General features: G+C 60.6%; 18 protein-coding genes. 14 read left to right on the top strand and 4 right to left on the bottom strand.

Translation table 11 applies throughout. The features are described 5' to 3' along the window. The first annotated feature begins 11 nt into the window (after positions 1–11). From CAF87_RS15605 to CAF87_RS15580, 6 genes are all read left to right on the top strand, one after another. Positions 12–1,739, top strand: coding sequence for an autotransporter assembly complex family protein (locus CAF87_RS15605; protein WP_085732177.1), 1,728 nt, complete (start codon positions 12–14; stop codon positions 1,737–1,739). After that, a complete protein-coding gene (locus tag CAF87_RS15600; RefSeq protein ID WP_085732176.1) occupies positions 1,736–5,410 on the top strand; it encodes a translocation/assembly module TamB domain-containing protein in 3,675 nt (1,224 codons plus the stop codon). The genes CAF87_RS15605 and CAF87_RS15600 overlap by 4 nt, the downstream gene beginning before the upstream one ends. A gap of 245 nt (positions 5,411–5,655) precedes the next feature. After that, complete coding sequence (locus CAF87_RS15595; protein ID WP_085699069.1) at positions 5,656–6,138, top strand: MarR family winged helix-turn-helix transcriptional regulator; 483 nt, start codon at positions 5,656–5,658, stop codon at positions 6,136–6,138. Then, positions 6,128–7,597 carry an efflux transporter outer membrane subunit gene (locus CAF87_RS15590; RefSeq protein WP_085732175.1) on the top strand — a complete coding sequence of 490 codons (1,470 nt, stop codon included), beginning with the start codon at positions 6,128–6,130 and terminating at the stop codon, positions 7,595–7,597. The genes CAF87_RS15595 and CAF87_RS15590 overlap by 11 nt, the downstream gene beginning before the upstream one ends. Positions 7,598–7,612: 15 nt before the next feature. Beyond that, on the top strand, positions 7,613–8,815 hold the full coding sequence (locus tag CAF87_RS15585; protein ID WP_085732174.1) for an efflux RND transporter periplasmic adaptor subunit: 1,203 nt from the start codon (positions 7,613–7,615) through the stop codon (positions 8,813–8,815). An 80-nt stretch (positions 8,816–8,895) separates the two neighbouring features. Continuing rightward, positions 8,896–10,425 (top strand): DHA2 family efflux MFS transporter permease subunit, encoded by a 1,530-nt coding sequence (locus CAF87_RS15580; RefSeq protein ID WP_085732173.1) that lies wholly within the window; start codon positions 8,896–8,898, stop codon positions 10,423–10,425. A gap of 33 nt (positions 10,426–10,458) precedes the next feature. On the opposite strand, the gene lpxH is transcribed toward CAF87_RS15580, so the two are convergent. Continuing rightward, a complete protein-coding gene (gene lpxH / locus CAF87_RS15575; RefSeq protein ID WP_085732172.1) occupies positions 10,459–11,214 on the bottom strand; it encodes a UDP-2,3-diacylglucosamine diphosphatase in 756 nt (251 codons plus the stop codon). Continuing rightward, positions 11,211–11,717 (bottom strand): peptidylprolyl isomerase, encoded by a 507-nt coding sequence (locus CAF87_RS15570; RefSeq protein WP_085732171.1) that lies wholly within the window; start codon positions 11,715–11,717, stop codon positions 11,211–11,213. Before CAF87_RS15570 ends, lpxH begins: the two co-directional genes overlap by 4 nt. Before the next feature lie 251 nt (positions 11,718–11,968). Between CAF87_RS15570 and CAF87_RS15565 the strand changes: the two genes are divergently transcribed. After that, positions 11,969–13,669 (top strand): glutamine--tRNA ligase/YqeY domain fusion protein, encoded by a 1,701-nt coding sequence (locus CAF87_RS15565; protein ID WP_085732170.1) that lies wholly within the window; start codon positions 11,969–11,971, stop codon positions 13,667–13,669. Positions 13,670–13,689: 20 nt separating this feature from the next. Continuing rightward, a complete protein-coding gene (cysS, locus tag CAF87_RS15560) occupies positions 13,690–15,072 on the top strand; it encodes a cysteine--tRNA ligase (RefSeq protein WP_085732169.1) in 1,383 nt (460 codons plus the stop codon). Between the two features lie 102 nt (positions 15,073–15,174). On the opposite strand, the gene CAF87_RS15555 is transcribed toward cysS, so the two are convergent. Further along, complete coding sequence (locus tag CAF87_RS15555) at positions 15,175–16,047, bottom strand: undecaprenyl-diphosphate phosphatase (protein WP_085732168.1); 873 nt, start codon at positions 16,045–16,047, stop codon at positions 15,175–15,177. A 243-nt stretch (positions 16,048–16,290) separates the two neighbouring features. Beyond that, positions 16,291–18,138, bottom strand: coding sequence for a sigma-54-dependent Fis family transcriptional regulator (locus tag CAF87_RS15550; protein WP_085732167.1), 1,848 nt, complete (start codon positions 18,136–18,138; stop codon positions 16,291–16,293). A 249-nt stretch (positions 18,139–18,387) separates the two neighbouring features. Between CAF87_RS15550 and CAF87_RS15545 the strand changes: the two genes are divergently transcribed. Genes CAF87_RS15545 through CAF87_RS15520 form a run of 6 tightly spaced genes read left to right on the top strand, consistent with a single transcriptional unit; the run spans position 18,388 to position 24,337 of the window. Continuing rightward, positions 18,388–19,482, top strand: a complete 1,095-nt coding sequence (locus CAF87_RS15545) for an ABC transporter ATP-binding protein (RefSeq protein ID WP_085732166.1) — start codon at positions 18,388–18,390, stop codon at positions 19,480–19,482. Then, entirely contained in the window at positions 19,482–20,591 is a 1,110-nt protein-coding gene (locus CAF87_RS15540; protein WP_085732165.1) for an ABC transporter ATP-binding protein, read from the top strand. The genes CAF87_RS15545 and CAF87_RS15540 overlap by 1 nt, the downstream gene beginning before the upstream one ends. Then, a complete protein-coding gene (locus CAF87_RS15535) occupies positions 20,588–21,454 on the top strand; it encodes a carbohydrate ABC transporter permease (protein ID WP_085712412.1) in 867 nt (288 codons plus the stop codon). Before CAF87_RS15540 ends, CAF87_RS15535 begins: the two co-directional genes overlap by 4 nt. 9 nt (positions 21,455–21,463) lie before the next feature. Next, entirely contained in the window at positions 21,464–22,264 is an 801-nt protein-coding gene (locus tag CAF87_RS15530) for a carbohydrate ABC transporter permease (protein ID WP_085732164.1), read from the top strand. A 10-nt stretch (positions 22,265–22,274) separates the two neighbouring features. Further along, a complete protein-coding gene (locus tag CAF87_RS15525) occupies positions 22,275–22,547 on the top strand; it encodes a DUF2160 domain-containing protein (protein WP_039767461.1) in 273 nt (90 codons plus the stop codon). A gap of 47 nt (positions 22,548–22,594) precedes the next feature. After that, positions 22,595–24,337 (top strand): ABC transporter substrate-binding protein, encoded by a 1,743-nt coding sequence (locus CAF87_RS15520; RefSeq protein WP_085732163.1) that lies wholly within the window; start codon positions 22,595–22,597, stop codon positions 24,335–24,337. Positions 24,338–24,355 lie beyond the last annotated feature (18 nt).

Genomic DNA, 24,355 nt, shown 5'->3' with positions numbered 1-24,355 from the left:
CATCCGCGCCTATGAAGTTTCCAGGAAGATTTACCAGTGGCGTGCTCATGCTGTTAACCAGCTGCGCGGCGCTGGCGCAAAGTGAATTGGATGTGCGGGTCAAACCGTCCAACGATGAACTCAAGGCCAATATAGAAGGCTATATCGGCAGCCTCGGCGATCGTGACGAAGAAGCCTTGCAGCGCTTCAGTCGCGGCGCCGAAGAGCAGGCGCGCAAGGCCGCCCAGGCCTTGGGCTACTACCAGCCGCAGATCGACAGCGAAGTGAAGGGCGGTGAAAAACCGCGTCTGGTGCTGAAGATCGATCCCGGCGAGCCGATTCGCCTGCGCAATGTCACCGTGCGGGTCGACGGACCCGCTGCCGCCCTCAAATCCTTTCGTGTACCGAAAAGCGACGTGCTCAAGCCCGGTGCAGTGCTCAACCATGGCCGCTACGAAGACGCCAAGCGCCTGATCCAGAATCAGGCCTCGCGCTTCGGTTTCTTCAGTGGTCATTTCACCAGCCAGAAACTGATGGTCGATCCCCGCGCCGGGGTCGCCGATGTCGAGCTGATCTATGAAAGCGGCCCGCGTTATGCGCTGGGCAAGGTCAGTTTCGAAGGCGACACGCCGTTCGATGAAGACCTGCTGCAACGCATGGTGCCATTCAAACCGGGCGAGCCTTACGACTCCGAGCTGATCGCCGAACTCAACCGCGACCTGCAATCGAGTGGTTACTTTGAAGGCGTGCGGGTCGACGCTGCGCCGACTGCTGCCAAGGACGACGTGATCCCGGTCGCGGTCAAACTCGATACCCGCAAGCCACGCACCATGGGCCTCGGTCTCGGTTACTCCACCGACGTCGGCCCGCGGATCAAGGCCAACTGGACCCGCCACTGGGTCAACCCGCAAGGCGACAGTTATGGTTGGGAAGCCGAATTGTCGGCGCCACGACAGAACGTCGGCCTGTTCTACGACATTCCGCTGGACCCGCCGCTGACCGACAAGCTGCGCTGGGCCGGCGGTTATCAGTACGAAGACATCGACGGCTCAGACACTTTGAGCAAGCTGCTGACCTTCGGCCCGGAATGGCACAGCAAGTTGCCCAGCGGCTGGCAGCGGGTGATCTCGCTGAAGTGGCAGCGCGAGGAATACCAGCTCGGTGACGACTCGGGTCTGAGTACCTTGCTGATGCCCGGCATCAGTTACTCCTACCTGAAAAGTGACAATCGTATCGACCCGCACAACGGCTATCGCCTGACCTTCGAAAGCAAGGTGGCGAAAGAAGGTCTCGGCTCGGACAACAACCTGCTGTACGGCACCGCGCTGATCAAAGGCCTGACCACGGTGTTCGACAACCACCGATTCCTCGGACGTGTCCAGGTCGGTGGCAGTGCCACCAACGGTTACAGCTCGGTGCCGCCATCGCTGCGGTTCTTCGCCGGTGGCGACCAGAGTGTGCGCGGTTACGACTATCAGAGTCTGTCCCCGGAAAACGCCAAAGGCGACCGTATCGGCGGGCGCTACATGGTGGCCGGCAGCGTCGAGTACCAATACTCGATCGCCGAAAAATGGCGGGTCGCGACCTTCGTCGATCAGGGCAACTCTTTCAACAAACTCGAACTGCCGAACCTCAAGACCGGGGTCGGTATCGGTGTGCGCTGGGTCTCGCCGGTGGGGCCGATCCGCCTCGACCTGGCCCATGCGCTGGACGACGATGGCGGCATCCGGCTGCACTTTTCCATGGGGCCTGAGCTGTGAAGCGTGGTTTGAAGATTTCCGCTCTGGCGCTGTTGTCGCTGGTGCTGTTGATTGTATTGAGCGTCACCGCCGTACTCGGTACACAAGCCGGCAGCCGTTGGGTGCTGGGGCTGGTGCCGGGCTTGAGCGTGGATAACTTTCAGGGGCGCCTCGGCGGACAATGGAGCGCCGATCATCTGGTGTGGCAACAGGACAGCAGTCGCGTCGAGCTCAACAAACCGATCTTCGAATGGTCGCCGCTGTGCCTGACACGTATGACGCTATGCGTCGAGCAGCTCAAGGCCGATCAGGTCATCCTGCAATTCCCGCCTGGCGAAGAAACCACCGACAGCGGTCCGATTAAACTCCCGGATCTGCAATTGCCGGTAGCCATCGAACTGGGCGACTTTCAGGTCGGCAGCCTGTTGTTCAACGGCAGCGAGCAGCTCAAGGGCCTGCAACTGGCGGCGCACTGGACTGCCAAGGGCATGCAGATCGATAGCGTGAAACTGCAACGCGACGACCTGAGCCTGAACCTCTCCGGCCTGTTGCAACCGACCGGTAACTGGCCGTTGAACATCGCCGGTGATCTGACCCTGCCGTCACCGGGCACCGGCCCATGGACGCTTGCACTCAAAGTCGACGGCGATCTGCTCAAGACTCTCAATCTGCACGCCGACAGCCGTGGCTACCTCGACGGCCAGTTGAGCGGCGAGCTGAAACCGCTGGCGGAAAACCTGCCGGCCAAGGTGCGCATCACCTCCGAGGCGTTCAAGCCGAGCGCCGATCTGCCGGACACCCTGCAATTGAATCAACTGGTATTGACCGGCGAAGGCGACCTGAAAAACGGTTACCAATTGCTCGGCAATGCGACGTTGCCTGCGGATAAAGGTCCGGTAGCGCTGTTGCTCAAAGGCAAGGTTGACGCCAAGGGTGCACAGATTGCCGGCCTCGACCTGACCGCCAATGACAAACAGAGCCTCAAGCTCACCGGCAACGTGGATTGGAGCAAAGGCCTCAGCGCCCAGGCCAATATCAATTGGCAGGACTTTCCGTGGCATCGGCTCTATTCCGAGATCGAAGAACCGCAAGTCGCCTTGCGCACGTTCACTGGTGAAGTCTCTTACACCGACGGCCAATACCTCGGCAATTTCGCCGCCGCAATGGATGGCCCGGCCGGGGCGTTCAGCCTGAGCAGTCCGTTCAGTGGCAATCTCAAGCAGATCTTCCTCCCGCAATTCAAGCTCGAAGCGGGGCAGGGCAAGGCCGAAGGCCATGTGAACGTGCAGTTCGCAGATGGCATCGCCTGGGACACCGCGCTGGAACTGTCGGCGCTCAACCCGGCGTATTGGGTCGCGGAATTGCCGGGCACGCTGGCCGGCCCATTGAAGAGCAAAGGCGAAATGAAGAACGAGCGCCTGAGCCTCAACGCCGACCTCGATCTCAAAGGCAAACTGCGCGGGCAACCGGCGGTGCTGCAAGCCAAGGCTGACGGCGCGGGCGAACAGTGGAATCTGAATGCCCTGCAAATCCGTCTCGGCGACAACAGCATCAATGGCAAGGGCAGTCTGCAACAGAAGCTCATCGGGCAGATCGATATCAAGCTGCCGCGTCTGGCCCAGCTCTGGCCGCAGTTGCGCGGGCAGATCAACGGTCGAGTCGATGTCGCCGGTACGCTGAAAGCACCGCAAGGCAAGCTCGACCTGCAAGGCTCGCAATTGGTGTTCCAGGACAACCGCCTGCAAAGCCTCAACCTCGACGCCACCCTCGACAGCGCGCAGCGGGCGAAAATCGATCTGAAGGGTAGCGGCATCCAGGCTGGCGACACGAACCTGGGTGTGTTGACCGTCAGCGCTCAGGGCGATATCAAAAATCAGAAGCTCAACCTCGACCTGCTCGGGCCAAAGCTGAAACTCGCGCTGGGGCTGGATGGCAATCTGGACAAAGGCAACTGGCGCGGGCGACTGGCCAGCGGTGACATTCAGGCCGGCGGTCAGGACTGGAAGCTGCAAAACCCGGCCAAACTCGAACGTCTGGCCGACGGCAAGATCAACTTCGGCGCCCATTGCTGGATGTCCGGCAATGCCAGCCTGTGCGGCGAAGACCAGCGGTTGATGCCGGAGCCGAAGCTGCGCTACCACCTCAAGCAGTTCCCGATCGAAAGCCTGGCGCAATGGCTGCCCAAGGATTTCGCCTGGCAGGGCAAGCTCAATGCCGACCTGCAGCTGGACCTGCCGGCCAGCGGCCCGAACGGCCAGATCAGCGTCGATGCCAGCGGCGGCACCTTGCGCATGAAGGAAAAGGATCAGTGGCTGGACTTCCCGTACCAGACCCTCAAGCTGACCAGCAAACTCACGCCGAAACGCATCGACACCGACCTCAATTTCGTCGGTGGCAAGCTTGGCGAGCTGATGGTACAGGCGCAGCTCAACCCGTTGCCGAAGAACAAACCGTTGAATGGCTCGTTCCGCCTCAGCGGGCTGGATCTGTCAGTGGCGCGGCCGTTCGTGCCGATGGTCGAGAAACTCACCGGGCGCCTGAACGGCAGCGGCACGATTTCCGGCGGCCTGCTCGCGCCGCTGGTCAACGGCACCGTGCAACTCAGTGACGGTGAAGTGTCCGGCCCGGAACTGCCGTTGCAGTTGCAGGATCTGCGACTGCAAGCGGTGATCGCTGGCGAATCGGTGCGCCTGGACGGCGGCTGGAAAAGCGGCAAGACCGGGCAGGGCAGCCTCAGCGGCAACGTCGCATGGGGTCAGGCGTTGAAGGTGGATCTGGCGCTCAAGGGCACGCAATTGCCGGTCACCGTCGAACCCTACGCCAAGCTTGAAGTGGCGCCGGACCTGAAGATTTCCATGGCCGGCGACGAACTGGCGATTGCCGGCAAAGTGCTGGTGCCCCGAGGCGAAATCACCGTGCGCGAATTGCCGCCATCGACGGTGAAAGTCTCCGATGACACGATCATCGTGGGGGCGCAGACCGAAGAAGGCAAACCACCGATGGCCATGAAGATGGACATCGACGTGGTGGCCGGCGAGGACAAACTGAGCTTCGCCGGGTTTGGCCTGACTGCCAATCTGCAAGGTCACGTGCACATCGGCGACAACATGGACACCCATGGCGAGCTGTGGCTCAACGACGGTCGCTACCGCGCCTACGGCCAGCGCCTGACAGTACGTCGTGCGCGTCTGTTGTTCGCCGGGCCGATCGATCAACCGTATCTGGACATCGAAGCGATCCGCCAGACCGACGACGTGATCGCCGGTATTCGCCTGAGCGGCAGCGCCGAACAGCCGACCACGCAGATCTTCTCGGAGCCGGCGATGAGCCAGGAGCAGGCGCTGTCCTATCTGGTGCTGGGGCGTCCGCTGAGCAGCAACGGCGAAGACAACAACATGCTCGCGCAAGCGGCGCTCGGTCTGGGTCTGATGGGCAGTTCCGGGGTGACCAGCAACCTGGCCAAGGATCTGGGCATCCAGGATTTCCAGCTCGACACCCAAGGCAGCGGCAACACCACCAGCGTGGTGGCCAGCGGCAACATTTCGGAAAAACTCAGCCTGCGTTACGGCGTCGGCGTGTTCGAGCCGGCCAACACCATCGCCTTGCGCTACAAGCTGAGCAAAAAGGTCTACCTGGAAGCCGCCAGCGGCGTGGCCAGTTCGCTGGACATCTTCTACAAGCGGGATTTCTAGCCCGCTTTTCCCTCCCTGATACCAAGTTGCTGCAATCGCCATCAGGCTGGCTCCCACAGGATTTTGTGACGTTCACAACCCTGTGGGAGCGAGCCTGCTCGCGATGGCGGCTGCATGGGCGATAGAAAAACCCAGTCCATTGGTCAACTAATTACAAAGCAACCTAACTATTGCGTTGACATTCGCTGCCTAGGCAGTAACATCTCGACATACATTCACTGCCTAGGCAGTTATTAGGTGCGTACATGAAGCATTTCACCCCGGATGAATTCAAGCATTGTCACCTCGGCCTGTTGCTCGGCCGTGCAGCCTTGCTCAAGGACAGGATCATCGACACCCACATGGAACCCCACGGCATCACTGCCGCGCAGTTCAAGGTGTTGATCATCATGGCCCAGTACGGCGTCGACACCCCGGCCGAGCTGTGTCGGCACCTGTCGCTGGACAGCGGTTCGATGACCCGCATGCTCGACCGTCTGGAGCAGAAAGACTTCCTGATCCGCCAGCGCAGCGAAGGCGATCGTCGTCAGGTGCAGTTGAAGCTCACCGGGCAAGGTCAGGCGCTGGCCGATCGTCTGCCGCACATCGGTGCCGACGCCATGAATGAGCTGGCCGGCGCGATTACTCCGGATGAGTTGAAAACCCTGGAATACATCCTCAAGAAAATTTTGCTGGCGGCTGGTGACCCGATCACCATCCAGCGGTTAGGTGAACACAATGAGCGGTAAATCCTTGCGCAGCAGCCTGACACTGGTGCTGTCGGCGATGATCCTCGCCGGTTGCGCCAACTACAGCGGCCTCGATACCCATGGCAAAAACCTTGATGCGAAAGACCTCAAGGTCGGCCAATCCCTCAATGGCGTGACACTGTCGCCGGCCGCGTGGCCGAAGAGCGACTGGTGGACGAGTCTCGGCGATCCGCAGCTCGACGGTCTGATTCGCGAAGCCCTGCATGACAGCCCGGACATGCAGATCGCCGACGCCCGCGCCCATCAGGCCAGCGCCGCCGCCTATGCCGCCGATGCCGAGCGTTATCCGACCCTTGACGCCAGCGCCGGCATTACCCGTTCGCGTCTGGCCAAGGATCAGGACCCGCGAGGGCAGGGCGATGCCTACGCCACTACGCGCAATATCAGCGCCGGCTTCAATTACAACTTCGACCTTTGGGGCGGTCAGCGTGACGCCTGGGAAGCTGCACTGGGTCAGGCCCGCGCTGCTGAAGTCGACCGTCAGGCCGCACAGTTGACCCTCGCCGCCGACGTGGCCCGGGCCTACAGCGATCTGGGGCAGGCGCATATCGTTTATGACCTGGCCAACGAAGACCTCAAGCGCACCAAGCAGATGCTCGACCTGAGTCAGCGTCGTTTGAGCTCGGGGATCGACAGCCAGTACCAGTTCCAGCAGACCCAAAGTCTGGAAGCCAGCTCCGAAGCCAGCCTGATCGACGCCGAAAAACGTCTGAACAGCGCGAAAATCGCTCTGGCCGTATTGCTCGGCAAAGGCCCGGATCGTGGCAACGAAATCGCCCGGCCGAAAGTCCTGCAGGCCAGTGCCGTCGCTGTGCCCTCGGTACTGCCGGCGGAATTGTTGGGCCGTCGCCCGGATCTGGTTGCCGCACGCTGGCGTGTCGAGGCCGCGAGCAAGGACATCGACTCGGCCAAGACCCGCTTCTATCCCAACTTGAACCTGTCGGCCTCCGCTGGTGCCGAATCGTTATTGGGTGACGCGATGTTCGGGTCCGCCAGTCGTTTCTTCAACATCGCCCCGACGATTTCGCTGCCGATCTTCGACGGTGGCCGCTTGCGCGCCAACCTCGACGCTCGTGATGCCGATTACGACCTGGCCGTGGCGCAGTACAACAAAAGTCTGGTGAAAGCCCTGGGTGATGTCGGCGACACCATCAACCAGTTGCGTGACATCGGCCGGCAGATCGGCGCCCAGCAGCACGCGACCGAGATTGCCCAGGATTCTTACAACACCGTGGTCCAGCGTTACGGTTCCGGAATCGGCAACTACCTGGACGTGCTCAGCATCGAGCAGCAATTGCTGCAGGCCCAGCGTCAACTGGCGAACCTGAATGCCGAGCAGATCGACCTGTCGATTCAACTGATGCAAGCGCTGGGTGGCGGCTTTCAGGGGCAAACCCTGACCGCCAGCAACGCCAGCCCAGCCACCACGCACAACTAATTCAAGGTATTTGTCATGGCCACTGCCGAAAACACTCAAGCTCAAGACAACACCTCCGATACCGGCAATCCGCGCAAACGCAAAGTGATGCTGCTGGTGCTGGCCGTCGTGGTTGCCCTCGCCGGTGCCGGCGTCTGGGCGTATCACGAATTCATCGGTCGCTGGAACGAAAGCACCGACGACGCCTACGTCAACGGCAACGTCGTGGAAATCACCCCGCTGGTGACCGGCACCGTGGTCAGCATTGGTGCCGACGATGGCGATCTGGTCCATGAAGGTCAGGTACTGGTCAACTTCGACCCGAACGACGCCGAAGTCGGCCTGCAAAGTGCCCAGGCCAAACTGGCGCGCACCGTGCGTCAGGTTCGCGGCTTGTACAGCAACGTCGACGGCATGAAAGCCCAGGTCAACGCGCAACAGGCGAACGTGCAAAAAGCCCAGGACAACTACAACCGCCGGAAAAATCTCGCCGCCGGCGGCGCGATTTCCCAGGAAGAACTGTCCCACGCTCGCGATGACCTGACCTCGGCGCAAAACGCCCTGGCCAACGCCCAGCAACAACTGAAAACCACCAGCGCGCTGGTCGATGACACCGTAGTCTCCTCGCACCCGGACGTGATGTCGGCCGCTGCCGATCTGCGCCAGGCCTACCTGACCAACGCTCGCAGCACGCTGATCGCGCCAGTTACCGGTTACGTTGCCAAACGCACCGTGCAACTTGGTCAGCGTGTTCAGCCGGGTACCGCGCTGATGGCGGTGATCCCGCTGGATCAGCTGTGGATCGATGCCAACTTCAAGGAAACCCAGCTGCGCGACATGCGCATCGGCCAACCGGTGGACATCGAATCCGACATCTATGGCAGCGACGTGAAATTCAGCGGCACCGTCGACAGCCTCGGTGCCGGCACCGGCAGCGCGTTCGCCCTGTTGCCGGCGCAGAACGCCACCGGTAACTGGATCAAGATCGTGCAACGTGTACCGGTGCGGATTCACATCAACGCCGAAGAACTGGCCAAGCATCCGCTGCGCGTGGGCCTGTCGACCAATGTCGAGGTCAACCTGCACGACCAGAGCGGTCCGGTATTGGCTCAGCAGCCGCCGCAACAGGCCTCGTTCAGCACCAGCGTCTACGACCGCCAACTGGGTGAAGCCGACGCGATGATCGCCCAACTGATCCACGACAACAGCGCTGCGGTCAGCAAGACCGCGCAACGCTGATTCGCCAATCCCTTCGCCGCGCTCCGTAACGGGCGCGGCGCCTGTCCCCGCTCCAAAAAATCGGCTCCAAAGGATTCGCGATGAGCAATAACGCCTCTTTTTCGCCGCCCAGCCTGTTGCTCAGCACCATCGGCCTGTCGCTGGCGACCTTCATGCAAGTGCTCGACACCACCATCGCCAACGTGGCGCTGCCGACCATCTCCGGCAACCTCGGCGTGAGTTCAGAGCAGGGCACCTGGGTCATCACCTCGTTCGCCGTGAGCAACGCCATCGCGCTGCCGCTCACCGGCTGGTTGAGCCGGCGTTTCGGCGAGGTGAAGCTGTTTCTCTGGGCCACCATGCTGTTCGTGCTGGCCTCGTTTCTCTGCGGTATTTCCACGTCGATGCCCGAGCTGATCGGCTTCCGGGTCCTGCAAGGGCTGGTGGCCGGGCCGCTGTACCCGATGACCCAGACGCTGCTGATCGCGGTGTATCCGCCCGCCAGGCGCGGCATGGCCCTGGCGTTATTGGCGATGGTCACTGTGGTGGCGCCGATTGCCGGCCCGATTCTCGGCGGCTGGATCACCGACAGTTACAGCTGGCCGTGGATCTTCTTCATCAACGTACCGATTGGCGTGTTCGCGGTGATGGTGGTGCGTTCGCAGCTGGCGAAACGTCCGGTGGTCACCAGTCGTCAGCCGATGGACTACGTCGGGCTGATCACGCTGATCATCGGCGTAGGTGCGTTGCAGGTGATCCTCGACAAGGGCAATGACCTGGACTGGTTCGAGTCGAACTTCATCATCATCGGTGCGGCCATTTCAGTGATAGCGCTGGCGGTGTTCGTGATCTGGGAAATGACCGACCAGCATCCGGTGGTCAATCTGCGCCTGTTCGCCCACCGCAACTTCCGCATCGGCACGCTGGTGCTGGTGTTGGGTTACGCCGGGTTCTTCGGCATCAACCTGATCCTGCCACAGTGGTTGCAGACCCAGATGGGCTACACCGCGACCTGGGCCGGGCTGGCGGTGGCGCCGATCGGAATTCTGCCGGTGCTGCTGTCACCGTTTGTCGGCAAGTACGCGCACAAGTTCGACCTGCGACTGCTGGCCGGGCTGGCGTTTCTGGCGATCGGCCTGAGCTGCTTCATGCGTGCCGAGTTCACCAATGAGGTGGACTTCCAGCACATCGCGCTGGTGCAGTTGTTCATGGGCATTGGCGTTGCGCTGTTCTTCATGCCCACCCTGAGCATCCTGATGTCGGACCTGCCGCCGAGCCAGATTGCCGACGGCGCTGGTCTGGCGACATTCCTGCGGACCCTGGGCGGCAGCTTTGCGGCTTCGCTGACCACCTGGATCTGGATTCGTCGGGCGGATCAACATCATGCCTACATGAGTGAAAGCATCAGTACCTATGAGCCGGCGACCCGGGAAGCGCTGAACAACCTGGGCGGGGCCGGTAATCCGGCCTATGCGCAGCTTGATCATGTGCTGACCAGCCAGGCGTATATGCTTTCGACCGTGGACTACTTCACGTTGCTGGGGTGGGGGTTCATGGGGTTGATTCTGATCGTGTGGCTGGCGAAGCCGCCGTTTGCTGCCAAAGCAGGGCCGGCGGCCAGCGGTCACTGATTCCGGGAGATCGTTCCCACGCCGTGGGAACGATCAAACAGTGGCAGGGGCAGGCAGGGAAGGCGGCGGTGCAAAATCAAACGGCGCCAACACAAACCCGTTCTCATCCACTTGCAACGCCCAGCCCTGACGATCCCAGTCCCCCAGCACAATCCGTTTCGCCGCCTGATCGCCGATCTGCAACTTGTGGATGGCCGGGCGATGGGTATGCCCATGAACCAGGGTTTTCACTCCGTATTCCTGCATGATCCGCGGAATTTCCTCCGGCGTGACATCAACGATGTCGTTGGCCTTCATCCGCGTCTGCGCACGGCTCTCACTGCGTAGCTTGCGCGCCAGTTTGTGGCGGGTGCTCAACGGCAGATGTCGCAGGATAAACAGGGTGATCGGGTTGCGCAGGTAGCGACGCAGCTTCATATAGCTTTCGTCGCGGGTGCAGAGGCTGTCGCCGTGCATCAGCAGCACCGGCTCGCCGTAAAACTGCACGACACTCGGATCCTTCAGCAGCGTGCAGCCGGCTTCCTTGCAGAACGCCTTGCCGAGCAGGAAGTCGCGATTGCCGTGCATCAGAAATATGGCCGTGCCGCTGTCGCTCAAACCGCGCAGGGCCTGGCAAATGGAACGCTGGAAAGGGGTCATGGCATCGTCGCCAATCCACGCCTCGAAAAAGTCGCCCAGAATGTACAACGCACTCGCCGAGCGGGCGCGTCCGGCGAGCAAATCCAGAAACGCCCGGGTAATGTCCGGGCGCTCCTCTTCCAGATGCAAGTCTGAAATCAGCAATATCACGCTTCGATGATCTCGGCTTTCTCGATGATCACGTCGTCGTTTGGTACATCCTGGTGGCCAGCCTTGGAGCCGGTCGAGACTTTCTTGATGCTGTCGACCACTTCAGTACCGGCGGTCACTTTACCGAATACGGCGTAGCCCCAGCCTTGAACGTTCTTGCCGCTGTGGTTCAGGAAGCTGTTGTCGGCCACGTTGATGAAGAACTGCGCGGAAGCCGAATGCGGCTCCATGGTGCGGGCCATGGCAATGGTGTACTTGTCGTTGGAAAGACCGTTGTCGGCTTCGTTCTGGATGCTTGGACGCTTGTCTTTCTTTTCCTTCATGCCTGGCTCGAAACCGCCGCCCTGGATCATAAAGTTACCGATGACACGGTGGAAAACGGTGTTTTCGTAGTGACCGGCTTTGACGTATTCGATGAAGTTGGCCACGGTGATCGGGGCTTTTTCAGCGTTCAGTTCGATGACGATGTCACCGTGGTTGGTGGTCAGTTTGACTTGAGTCATGGTCAGTACTCTTTATAGGGAATTCGTGGTCTTGGAGGCTAAAGCCCCGCAACCGGTTCAGCCTGCTTCGGCCAAGGAGCGCAGTTTAGCGTGACAGGCGCGAATTTCGAGGCAGTTTTTCAATTGCCGGCGATTAAATGCATGCCTTTATAAGAGCCTGCTCTGTCAGGCCCTTGACAGCATCGGCTATGATAGCGGCTTTGTTTTGTCTGGCCCCCTTTGCGGCCGCGCACATGTAAGTCAAGGATCCTATGAGCAAGCCCACTGTCGACCCTACCTCGAATGCCAAGTCCGGCCCTGCCGTGCCGGTCAATTTCCTGCGGCCGATCATCCAGGCAGACCTGGACTCGGGCAAGCACACGCAGATCGTTACTCGTTTTCCGCCTGAGCCCAACGGCTACCTGCACATCGGCCACGCCAAGTCGATCTGCGTGAACTTCGGCCTGGCCCAGGAGTTCGGCGGCGTCACGCACCTGCGTTTCGACGACACCAACCCGGCCAAGGAAGACCAGGAATACATCGATGCGATCGAAAGCGACGTCAAATGGCTGGGCTTCGAATGGTCCGGCGAAGTGCGCTACGCCTCGCAATATTTCGACCAGTTGCACGACTGGGCCGTCGAGCTGATCAAGGCCGGCAAGGCCTACGTCGACGACCTGACGCCTGAGCAAGCCAAGGAATACCGCGGCAGCCTGACCGAGCCGGGCAAGAACAGTCCGTTCCGCGACCGTTCTGTGGAAGAGAACCTGGACTGGTTCGCCCGCATGCGCGCGGGTGAGTTCCCGGATGGCGCCCGCGTACTGCGCGCCAAGATCGACATGGCCTCGCCGAACATGAACCTGCGCGACCCGATCATGTACCGCATCCGCCACGCCCATCACCACCAGACCGGTGACAAGTGGTGCATCTACCCGAACTACGACTTCACCCACGGTCAGTCGGATGCCATCGAAGGCATCACCCACTCGATCTGCACCCTGGAGTTCGAAAGCCATCGTCCGCTGTACGAGTGGTTCCTCGACGCACTGCCAGTGCCGGCACACCCGCGTCAGTACGAGTTCAGCCGTCTGAACCTCAACTACACCATCACCAGCAAGCGCAAGCTCAAGCAACTGGTTGACGAGAAACACGTCAACGGCTGGGACGATCCGCGCATGTCGACCCTGTCGGGCTTCCGCCGCCGTGGCTACACCCCGGCGTCGATCCGCAACTTCTGCGAGATGATCGGCACCAACCGTTCCGACGGCGTGGTCGACTTCGGCATGCTTGAGTTCAGCATCCGTCAGGACCTTGACGCGAACGCCCCGCGCGCCATGTGCGTGCTGCGTCCGTTGAAAGTCGTGATCACCAACTATCCGGAAGACCAGGTCGAGAACCTCGAACTGCCGCGTCATCCGCAGAAAGAAGAACTCGGCGTGCGCAAGCTGCCGTTCGCCCGTGAAATCTACATCGACCGCGATGACTTCATGGAAGAGCCGCCAAAAGGCTACAAGCGCCTGGAGCCGAACGGCGAAGTGCGTCTGCGCGGCAGCTACGTGATCCGTGCAGACGAAGCGATCAAGGACGCTGACGGCAACATCGTCGAGCTGCGTTGCTCCTACGATCCGGACACCCTGGGCAAAAACCCTGAAGGCCGCAAGGTCAAGGGCGTGATCCACTGGGTGCCGGCCGCTGCCAGCGTCGAGTGCGAAGTGCGTCTGTACGATCGCCTGTTCCGTTCTCCAAACCCGGAGAAGGCCGAAGACAGCGCGAGTTTCCTGGACAACATCAACCCTGACTCACTGCAAGTGTTGACCGGTTGTCGTGCTGAACCCTCGCTGGGCAATGCACAGCCGGAAGACCGTTTCCAGTTCGAGCGCGAAGGCTACTTCGTCGCGGATATCAAGGACTCGAAACCAGGTCAGCCGGTATTCAACCGTACCGTGACCCTGCGTGATTCGTGGGGCCAGTGATCAAGTCTTAAGGAATGACCGTGCTTTCGATCTACAACACGCTCACCAAGAGCAAAGAAGTCTTCAAGCCGCTGGATGGCAACAAGGTGCGCATGTACGTCTGCGGGATGACCGTGTACGACTACTGCCACCTGGGCCACGGCCGCAGCATGGTCGCGTTCGACCTGGTGACCCGCTGGTTGCGGTTCAGCGGTTATGACCTGACCTACGTGCGCAACATCACCGACATCGACGACAAGATCATCAACCGGGCCAACGAGAACGGCGAGTCGTTCGAAGCGTTGACCGAGCGCATGATCGCGGCGATGCACGAAGACGAAGCGCGCCTGAACATCCAGAAGCCGGACATGGAACCGCGCGCCACGGATCACATCCCTGGCATGCACGCGATGATCCAGACCCTGATCGACAAGGGTTTCGCCTACGCCCCGGGCAATGGCGACGTGTACTACCGCGTCGGCAAGTTCATGGGCTACGGCAAGCTCTCGCGCAAGAAGATCGAAGACCTGCGCATCGGTGCGCGGATCGAGGTCGACGAAGCCAAGGAAGATCCGCTGGACTTCGTGCTGTGGAAAGGCGTCAAGCCGGGCGAGCCGAGCTGGGAGTCGCCGTGGGGCGCCGGGCGTCCGGGCTGGCACATCGAGTGCTCGGTGATGTCCACCTGCTGCCTCGGTGAGACCTTCGACATTCATGGCGGCGGCAGCGACCTCGAGTTCCCGCACCACGAAAACGAAATCGCCCAGAGCGAAGCGGCCACCGGCAAGACCTACGCCAACGCGTGGATGCATTGCGGCATGATCCGTATCAATGGCGAGAAGATGTCCAAGTCCTTGAACAACTTCTTCACCATTCGCGACGTGCTCGACAAGTACCACCCGGAAGTCGTGCGTTACCTGCTGGTGTCGAGCCACTACCGCAGCGCGATCAACTACTCGGAAGACAACCTCAAGGACGCCAAAGGCGCACTGGAGCGCTTCTACCATGCGTTGAAAGGCCTGCCGAACGTGGCGCCGGCTGGCGGCGAAGCGTTCGTGGAGCGTTTCACCACGGTGATGAACGACGACTTCGGTACGCCGGAAGCCTGCGCGGTGCTGTTCGAGATGGTCCGTGAGATCAACCGTCTGCGCGAGAGCGATCTTGACGCAGCGGCCGGTCTGGCAGCGCGCCTGAAAGAACTGGCCAGCGTGCTGGGTGTGTTGCAGCTCGAAGCCGATGACTTCCTGCAGGCCGGCGCCGAAGGGCGTGTCGATGCAGCCGAAGTCGAGGCGCTGATCGCTGCGCGTCTGGCGGCTCGTGCCGGCAAGGACTGGGCCGAATCCGACCGCATCCGCGACCAGCTCACCGCCATGGGCGTGGTGCTGGAAGACGGCAAGGGCGGCACGACCTGGCGTCTGGCTGACTGATCCGCTCGGCATGTTTGTTCCCACGCTCAGCTTGGGAACAAATGTAAGTGCTTCAAGAAAACAAAACCCGCCAAGTGCGGGTTTTGTTTTTTGTGGCGGGCCTTAACTCAAGAGCCCGGTGCTGACCGCGACGATCAGGAAAATCCCCAGTACCGCGCGGTAAATCACGAAAGGCCAGGTGGAGAACTTCTCCAGAAAGCGCATCAGGCCCCAGATCGCGAAAAACGCCGAGATACTGGCAATCACCAGACCGAAAATCAGGTGCGCCCAGGCTTGCGCCGGCAGTTGCGCATGGAACAGCACCCACAACTCCTTCAACCCCGCCAGCGCGATGGCCGGCAATCCGAGCAGGAAGGAGAAGCGTGCCGCTTCTTCACGTTTGAAATTGAGAAAAAGCGCCGCCGTCAGCGTTGACCCGGAGCGCGAAACGCCCGGAATCAGCGCCCCGATTTGCGCAATGCCAACAATCAGCGCATCACGCAAACGCATTTCGCCAACGGTGCGGCGGTGACGACACGTGAGTTCTGCGATGGCCAACAACACCGCCATCACCACGCAGGAAATCCCGATTACCATCAAGCCGCGCAACGGCGAGTTGCAGGCGTTGAGCGTCGAGGACAAGGCCAGGCCTGCAATACCGATGGGAATGGTCGCCAGTACGATGGCCACCGCCAGGATGAACCACTGATTGTTGAAATCGCGCTGCCGCACAGCCTCGGCGCTGCCGCTGACAACCTGCCTCACGTCTCGCCAGAAGTAGCTGATGACCGCCGCCAGTGCGGCCATCTGCATGGCGGCGGAAAAGGCAGAACCGGGATCCGGCCAGCCAAGCAGGGCGGGGATGATGCGCATGTGGGCGGTGGAGGAAACGGGCAACAACTCGGTGATGCCTTGAATGATGCCGAGGACGCCGATTTGCAGGTAATCGAGAGAGGCAAAGCCTGTATCAAGGCCGGTGGTGCAGATGTTGGTCAAAGAGCTTGTCCTGTGAGGGGCAGGAGGAGGGAGGTGTCTGGATCAAAGGCATGCAGCGATAAGCTGAAACATTTCGTCACAGTCTAGTCGGTGTGGTCAATGGGTGGGCTGGATGGTTTTTGATGGCCGCACTGGCGTCTTTGCGGGCAGGCTCACTCCCACGGGGGATTCGTGTCGTAGACAAAACTGCAGATGACGAAAATTTAATGTGGGAGCGGCGATTGACGTGTCTTCGGCCCACGATCACTCAGCCTGGCGCAAGCGCTTGTAGAGCGTATTGCGACTGACACCCAACCGCCGCGCCAGATGAGAAATATTGCCGCCGGCCGCCTGCAACTCCCGATTCAACGCCTCGCTGTCATTCAGATCGATCCCCAAGGGCTCTGGCGTTTCCAGTGGTTCCATCTCCAGATCGACAAAGAAATCATCCGGCAAATGCTCGGGCCTCACCGGTTGCTCTTCAGCCATGGCCAGTGCGACCTGCATCACGCTGCTGACCTGACGCAAATTCCCCGGCCACGGGTGACGATCAAACAGCTCCAGTACCTCGCGACTCAAACCTGCCCACTGCGTCGGTTCTCGATGTTGCTCCCAGAGCCGCTTGAACAGCGCCTGCTTGTCACTGCGCTCGCGCAGCGGCGGCAATTCCAGGGTCAGGCCGCCGATGCGGTAGTACAAATCCTCGCGAAAGCGCCCCAGTTGCACCTGCTCGCGCAATGAGCGGTTGGTGGCGGAAATGATCCGCAAATCCACCGGGAACAATTCGCTGCTGCCCACCGGTTGCACGCAACGCTCCTGCAATACCCGCAGCAGGCGGGCCTGGGTCGGCAGCGGCATGTCGCCGATTTCGTCGAGGAACAGCGTGCCTTTATCGGCCTTGCGGATCAGGCCGATGCTGCCTTTCTGGTTGGCGCCGGTGAAGGCGCCTTTCTCGTAGCCGAACAGCTCGGACTCCACCAGTTCGGCGGGGATCGCTGCGCAGTTCACAGCGATGAACGCCTGTTTGCTGCGAGAACTGGCCTTGTGCAGGGCTTTGACGAACACTTCCTTGCCGACCCCGGTTTCACCGTGAATCAACAGCGGAATGTCTTTTTCCAGCAGCCGCTCGGCCTGACGCACGGCCTTTTCCACGCGGCTGTCGCCGAAGTGCAGGGTGTTCAGGCTGATGGGTGTGGGTGCGGTGACTTGCGGCTCAGGGGCTTTGGCTTCAGCGAACACCCGCGCCTGAATCGGGGCCTGCTTGGGTCGTTTCAACAGGCACTGGAAACGGTTGCGCCCAGACGTCTGCAAGGAAAACGGCAAACCATCCGGCTGATTGAGCAATTCCAGCAACGACACTTTGAACAGACTTTCGACACTCACCCGCGACAGCCGCACGCCCAATAGATTGTCGGCCCGGCGGTTGGCCGACAGCACCTGACCGCTCTCATCGAATATCAGCAACCCTGCCCACTGGCTGTCGAGGTTGTTCAACCCGGTGTTGAAGGTCAGTTGAAAGTGCTGGCCGTGAAACAGGTTGAGGATCAGCCGGTTTTCCACGGTCTGGCTCATCATCTTGACCATGCCGAGGGTGTGCGAAGGCGGCAGATAGCTGTCGCTGGACACATCGAGCACGGCGATGACCTTGCGCTCGGCGTTGAAAATCGGTGCGGCGGAGCCGGTCATGAAACGGTTGGCCTTGAGGAAATGTTCGTCGTGCTCGATGTGCACCGCCTGCTCGCAGGCCAGCGCCGTGCCGATGGCATTGGTGCCGCTGGCGTGTTCCATCCAGCTCGCCCCGGCCTGAAACCCCCGCGCCAGATTCGGCTCGATAAAGCGTTGGGTGCCCCAGGACGTAAGGACCTGGCCCTGATTGTCGGCCAGCATGATCAGGCAGTTGGAATTGCTCAGGATGTTCTCGTAGTACGGCAACACTTCCTGATGGGTGGTCTGCACCAGTGAATGGTGACTGTCGAGCAACTGCGCAATGCCGGAGGCAGGTAACTGGTCGAACGCCGGGGCACTTTGATGCTTGAGGCCGAAGGCACGGCAACGGGACCAAGAGTCCTGAACGATGGCCTCGTGAGAAAGTGGCGGGACAGGTGCGGCCATGACAGTCAGCCTCTGAAAGCAGCGTTTTTATTATTGTTATGAGGCCCCTCGGGACCTGAAAAGCATCGATAGAGTGTTGTTCACTATTGTTCATTGTCAATCGTTGAACTGTTCAAATGTGTTCAGCAATGAAGGTGGTTTGCCCGCGTTTTCGGCGATTTTCGCGGCGAATCAACGGCTTGGGATTTCTGGCACGAATGTCGCTCTACTGCACATGTCGCTTGACTCCAATAATAAAAAGGCCGAGCCATGTCACTCACCCTGGAGCACGTCAGCCGCACCGTCGAGGGCCAGACCTGGATCGACGATGCGAGCCTGAAATTCGAACCCGGATCCTTCAACGTCCTGCTCGGGCGCACGCTGTCCGGCAAGACCAGCCTCATGCGCCTGATGGCCGGTCTGGACAAGCCCGACAGCGGTCGCATCCTGATGAACGGCGTCGATGTCACCCAACGCCCGGTGCGTCTGCGCAACGTGTCGATGGTTTATCAGCAGTTCATCAATTACCCGACCATGACGGTGTTCGAAAACATCGCCTCGCCACTGCGCCAGGCCGGGATCTCCAACGAGCAGATCCAGAGCAAGGTGCAGGAAACCGCGAAGATGCTGCGCATCGAGAAGTTTCTGAAGCGCTATCCGCTGGAGCTGTCAGGCGGCCAGCAACAACGCACCGCCATGGCCAGGGCGCTGGTCAAGGATGCCGAACTGATTCTGTTCGATGAGCCGCTGGTCAACCTTGACTACAAACTGCGCGAAGAACTGCGCCAGGAAATGCGCGAGCTGTTCAAGGCCCGCCACACCATCGCCATCTACGCCACCACCGAGCCCAACGAAGCGTTGGCGCTGGGCGGCACCACCACCATTCTTCACGAAGGCCGGGTGATCCAGAGCGGCCCGTCGACCGAGGTCTATCACCAGCCGCAAACGGTGCTGGCCGCCGAATTGTTCTCCGAGCCGCCGATCAACCTGATGCCGGGGCGCATCGCCGGTAACGAAGTGAGTTTCGCCAACTTCGTGCACTTCCCGTTGAACGTCGATCTGCGGCCGGTGGGCAGGGGCGAGTTCCGTTTCGGTGTGCGTCCGAGCCATATCTCGCTGGTGCCGAGCAACGACGACGATCTCGAATTGGCGGTGACCGTCGAGGTGGCGGAAATCAGCGGTTCGGAAACCTTCCTGCACGTGCGCAACGAGCATTTCCTGCTGGTGCTGCACTTGCCCGGGGTTCACGAATACGACGTCGATGCGCCGATCCGCATCTATATCCCGACCCATAAACTGTTTGTGTTCGATGCGCAGGGCCGTCTGGTGCAGGCACCGGGCCGGCGTGTCGCGAGGGTTGCCTGATGGCCGAAATCCGTTTGCAGCACCTCGCCCACAGTTACAGCAAATCCCCGAGCGGGTCCGAGGATTATGCGATCCGCGAGATGGACCACATCTGGGAGCAGGGCGGCGCCTATGCCTTGCTCGGGCCGTCGGGTTGCGGCAAGTCGACCTTGCTCAACATCATTTCCGGCCTGCTCAGCCCGTCTCAGGGTCATGTGCTGTTCGATGGCAAAGCGGTCAACGACCTGACCCCGGAGAAGCGCAACATCGCTCAGGTTTTTCAGTTTCCGGTGGTCTACGACACCATGACGGTGTTCGACAACCTGGCCTTCCCTCTGCGCAATCAGGGCATGGCCGAGGCCAAAGTCCATAGCAAGGTGCAGGAAATCGCCGAAGTCCTCGATCTGCAAAACTTGCTTGGCAAGAAAGCGCGCAACCTCACCGCCGACGAAAAACAGAAAGTCTCCATGGGCCGTGGGCTGGTGCGCGACGATGTGTCGGCAATTCTCTTCGATGAGCCGCTGACAGTGATCGACCCGCACCTGAAATGGAAATTGCGGCGCAAGCTCAAGCAGATCCACGAGCAGTTCAACATCACCATGGTCTACGTCACCCACGATCAGCTGGAGGCCTCGACCTTCGCCGACAAGATCGCGGTGATGTACGGCGGCCAGATCGTCCAGTTCGGCACTCCCCGGGAATTGTTCGAACGGCCGAGCCACACCTTTGTCGGCTACTTCATCGGTAGCCCCGGGATGAATCTGATCGAGGTGCAGCCGCAACCGGGCGGCGTCGGTTTCAATTCGACCCATCTGCCGCTGTCCGACGCCCTGCAGCGCCATATCGAACACGGGCAATGGAAAAATCTGAAGGTCGGCATCCGCCCCGAGTTCATTCATGTGTGGGACGAGCCGTTCGATGACGCGATGCAGGCGCGGGTCGTACACGTCGAAGACCTCGGCACCTACAAGATCATGACCCTGGACCTGGACGGCGCTCCGCTGAAAGTGCGTCTGGCCGAGGACAAACCGGTGCCCCAGGGCACGGCGTACATCAGTTTTCCGGCGCAGTGGCTGATGGTCTACGCCGATGAGTTCCTGCTCGAAGCCAGCGAAGAGGTACAGCCATGAACAAGGTGCAGAACAACAAGGCCTGGTGGCTGGTATTGCCGGTGTTTCTGCTGGTGGCCTTCAGTGCGGTGATCCCGATGATGACCGTGGTCAATTATTCGGTGCAGGACATCTTCGACCAGTCGAGCCGCTACTTCGTCGGTGCCGACTGGTACAAGCAGGTGCTGCTCGATCCGCGTCTGCACGACTCGTTGCTGCGCCAGTTCATCTACTCGGCGTGTGTGCTTCTGATCGAAATCCCCCTCGGGATCGCCATCGCCCTGACCATGCCGACCAAGGGTCGCTGGTCGTCGGTGGTGCTGATTGTGCTGGCGATCCCGCTGCTGATTCCATGGAACGTGGTCGGCACCATCTGGCAGATTTTCGGTCGCGCCGACATTGGCCTGATGGGATCGAGCCTTAATGCGATGGGCATCAGCTACAACTACGCGGCCAACACCATGGACGCTTGGGTCACCGTGCTGGTGATGGACGTGTGGCACTGGACGTCGCTGGTGGCGCTGCTGTGTTTCTCGGGGCTGCGGGCGATTCCCGATGTGTATTACCAGGCGGCGCGGATCGACCGGGCTTCGGCCTGGGCGGTGTTTCGCCACATCCAGTTGCCCAAACTGAAGAGCGTGCTGCTGATCGCGGTGATGTTGCGCTTCATGGACAGTTTCATGATCTACACCGAGCCGTTCGTGCTCACCGGCGGCGGGCCGGGCAATGCCACGACCTTTCTGAGTCAGACCCTGACCCAGATGGCTGTAGGCCAATTCGACCTGGGGCCGGCGGCGGCGTTTTCGCTGGTGTACTTCCTGATCATCCTGCTGGTGTCCTGGCTGTTCTATACCGCCATGACCCACAGCGACGCTAACCGCTGAGGCCCGGCCATGAGCAAGAGAAAAGTGATCCCGCTGCTGCTCTACATCCTGTTCCTGCTGGTGCCGATCTACTGGCTGCTGAACATGTCGTTCAAGAGCAACACCGAAATCCTTGGTGGCCTGACGCTGTTTCCCCAGGATTTCACCTTCCACAACTACAAGGTGATCTTCACCGATCCGAGCTGGTACACCGGTTACCTCAACTCGCTGTACTACGTGAGCCTGAACACGGTGATTTCCCTGAGCGTGGCGTTGCCGGCGGCTTATGCGTTTTCCCGTTATCGCTTTCTCGGCGACAAGCATCTGTTTTTCTGGCTGCTGACCAACCGGATGGCGCCGCCGGCGGTGTTCCTGCTGCCGTTCTTCCAGCTGTACTCGTCGATTGGTCTGTTCGATACGCACATTGCGGTGGCACTGGCGCACTGCCTGTTCAACGTTCCGCTGGCGGTGTGGATTCTCGAAGGCTTCATGTCCGGCGTGCCGAAGGAAATCGACGAAACCGCCTACATCGATGGCTACAGCTTTCCCAAGTTCTTCGTGAAGATTTTCATCCCGCTGATCGGCTCCGGCATCGGGGTGACGGCGTTTTTCTGCTTCATGTTTTCGTGGGTCGAACTGTTGCTGGCGCGCACGCTGACCTCAGTGAACGCCAAACCGATCGCGGCGGTGATGACGCGCACGGTGTCGGCGTCCGGTATCGACTGGGGCGTACTGGCAGCGGCGGGGGTGCTGACCATTCTGCCGGGCATGCTGGTGATCTGGTTTGTTCGCAACCACGTGGCCAAGGGCTTTGCCCTGGGCCGGGTCTGAGGAACTGATGATGGAATGGATGAGCTGGACCGTCCCGACAGCAGCGTTTTTCATCGTGATTGGCTTGATCCTGGTGGGCATGACCACCTGGGAACTGCGCTCGCCGAGCATTCTGCGGCGCGGGTTTCTGCCGATTGCCACCACCCGTGGCGATCGCTTGTTCATCGGTCTTCTCGGCAGCGCCTACCTGCATCTGCTGGTGATCGGCGTAACCGACTGGAGCATCTGGGTGGCGTCCGCGTTGTCCTTGGTGTGGCTGTTGGCTGTGATGCGTTGGGGCTAGTCGAATTGCTCGGCAATGTTGCTCCAGAACTTAAACAGGAGGTCTCTATGTTCGACAAAAACAATAAGCTGCGACATAGCATTTCATTGGCAGCCATGCTGGCACTCAGCGGTTTGAGCGCATCCGCCTGGGCCGATGCCTACGAGGACGCGGCAAAGAAATGGATCGGCAGCGAGTTCAAGCCGTCGACCCTGACACCCGAGCAGCAACTCGAAGAACTGAAGTGGTTCATCAAGGCCGCCGAGCCGTTTCGCGGGATGGACATCAAGGTCGTTTCGGAAACCCTGACCACCCACGAATATGAATCCAAGGTGCTGGCCAAGGCCTTCAGCGAAATCACCGGGATCAAGCTGACCCACGACCTGCTGCAGGAAGGCGACGTCGTGGAAAAAATGCAGACGGTGATGCAGTCGGACAAGAACATCTACGACGGCTGGGTCAACGACTCGGACCTGATCGGTACGCACTTTCGCTACGGCAAGACTGAATCGATCACCGACCTGATGGCCAACGAAGGCAAAAATTTCACATCGCCGACCCTCGACATCAAGGACTTCATCGGCATCTCCTTCACCACCGCGCCGGACGGCAAGATCTATCAATTGCCCGACCAGCAGTTCGCCAACCTGTACTGGTTCCGTGCCGACTGGTTCGAACGCGCCGACCTGAAAGCCAAGTTCAAGGAAAAGTACGGCTATGACCTGGGCGTGCCGGTGAACTGGTCGGCCTATGAAGACATCGCCAAATTTTTCAGCGAAGACGTCAAGGAAATCGACGGCAAACGCATCTACGGGCACATGGACTACGGCAAGAAAGACCCGTCGCTGGGCTGGCGTTTCACCGATGCCTGGTTCTCCATGGCCGGTGGCGGCGACAAGGGCCTGCCCAACGGTTTGCCGGTGGACGAGTGGGGCATCCGCGTCGAAGACTGCCACCCGGTGGGTTCCAGCGTGACCCGTGGCGGCGACACCAACGGTCCGGCCGCGGTGTTTGCCACGACCAAGTACGTGGACTGGCTCAAGGCCTACGCGCCACCGGAAGCGGCGGGCATGACCTTCTCCGAGTCCGGCCCGGTACCGTCCCAGGGCAGCATCGCGCAGCAGATCTTCTGGTACACCGCGTTCACCGCCGACATGACCAAACCGGGCCTGCCGGTGGTCAACGCCGACGGCACGCCGAAATGGCGGATGGCGCCGTCACCACGCGGACCGTACTGGGAAGATGGGATGAAGCTGGGTTATCAGGACGTGGGGTCCTGGACCTTCATGAAATCCACGCCTGAGAAACAGAAACTCGCGGCTTGGCTGTACGCGCAGTTCGTGACCTCGAAAACCGTGTCGCTGAAGAAAACCATCGTCGGCCTGACGCCGATCCGCGAGTCGGACATCAACTCGCAAGCCATGACCGACCTGGCACCGAAGCTCGGTGGTCTGGTCGAGTTCTACCGCAGCCCGGCCCGGGTGCAATGGACGCCGACCGGCACCAACGTGCCGGACTACCCACGTCTGGCACAACTGTGGTGGAGCCACATTGCCGAAGCCGCCAGCGGCGACAAGACCCCGCAACAGGCGCTCGACGGCCTGGCCAAGGATCAGGACGCGATCATGACCCGTCTGGAACGCTCCAAGGCTCAGGCCACCTGCGCGCCGAAAATGAACCCCGAGCGCGACGCGCAATACTGGTTCGACCAACCGGGTGCACCGAAGCCGAAACTGGCCAACGAGAAACCGAAAGGCGAGACCGTGAGCTACAACGAACTGCTCAAGTCGTGGGAGGCAGCACGCAAGTAAGCGTTTTTGCGGGACGGG

The sequence above is a fragment of the Pseudomonas sp. R38(2017) genome, assembly GCF_002112395.1.
In the GTDB taxonomy this organism is placed as follows: domain Bacteria; phylum Pseudomonadota; class Gammaproteobacteria; order Pseudomonadales; family Pseudomonadaceae; genus Aquipseudomonas.
Note: the sequence above shows the minus strand (reverse complement) of the source record. Positions and strands in the feature narration are given on the sequence as shown.

Excerpts from the sequence above, each read along its gene's own strand:
- CAF87_RS15605 (WP_085732177.1), top strand. The coding sequence starts at position 12 with ATGAAGTTTCCAGGAAGATTTACCAGTGGCGTGCTCATGCTGTTAACC.
- CAF87_RS15530 (WP_085732164.1), top strand. The coding sequence starts at position 21,464 with ATGAGCAAGAGAAAAGTGATCCCGCTGCTGCTCTACATCCTGTTCCTG.
- CAF87_RS15570 (WP_085732171.1), bottom strand. The coding sequence starts at position 11,717 with ATGACTCAAGTCAAACTGACCACCAACCACGGTGACATCGTCATCGAA.
- CAF87_RS15580 (WP_085732173.1), top strand. The coding sequence starts at position 8,896 with ATGAGCAATAACGCCTCTTTTTCGCCGCCCAGCCTGTTGCTCAGCACC.
- CAF87_RS15520 (WP_085732163.1), top strand. The coding sequence starts at position 22,595 with ATGTTCGACAAAAACAATAAGCTGCGACATAGCATTTCATTGGCAGCC.
- CAF87_RS15535 (WP_085712412.1), top strand. The coding sequence starts at position 20,588 with ATGAACAAGGTGCAGAACAACAAGGCCTGGTGGCTGGTATTGCCGGTG.
- CAF87_RS15590 (WP_085732175.1), top strand. The coding sequence starts at position 6,128 with ATGAGCGGTAAATCCTTGCGCAGCAGCCTGACACTGGTGCTGTCGGCG.
- CAF87_RS15540 (WP_085732165.1), top strand. The coding sequence starts at position 19,482 with ATGGCCGAAATCCGTTTGCAGCACCTCGCCCACAGTTACAGCAAATCC.
- CAF87_RS15545 (WP_085732166.1), top strand. The coding sequence starts at position 18,388 with ATGTCACTCACCCTGGAGCACGTCAGCCGCACCGTCGAGGGCCAGACC.
- CAF87_RS15585 (WP_085732174.1), top strand. The coding sequence starts at position 7,613 with ATGGCCACTGCCGAAAACACTCAAGCTCAAGACAACACCTCCGATACC.
- CAF87_RS15595 (WP_085699069.1), top strand. The coding sequence starts at position 5,656 with ATGAAGCATTTCACCCCGGATGAATTCAAGCATTGTCACCTCGGCCTG.
- CAF87_RS15565 (WP_085732170.1), top strand. The coding sequence starts at position 11,969 with ATGAGCAAGCCCACTGTCGACCCTACCTCGAATGCCAAGTCCGGCCCT.
- CAF87_RS15550 (WP_085732167.1), bottom strand. The coding sequence starts at position 18,138 with ATGGCCGCACCTGTCCCGCCACTTTCTCACGAGGCCATCGTTCAGGAC.
- CAF87_RS15525 (WP_039767461.1), top strand. The coding sequence starts at position 22,275 with ATGGAATGGATGAGCTGGACCGTCCCGACAGCAGCGTTTTTCATCGTG.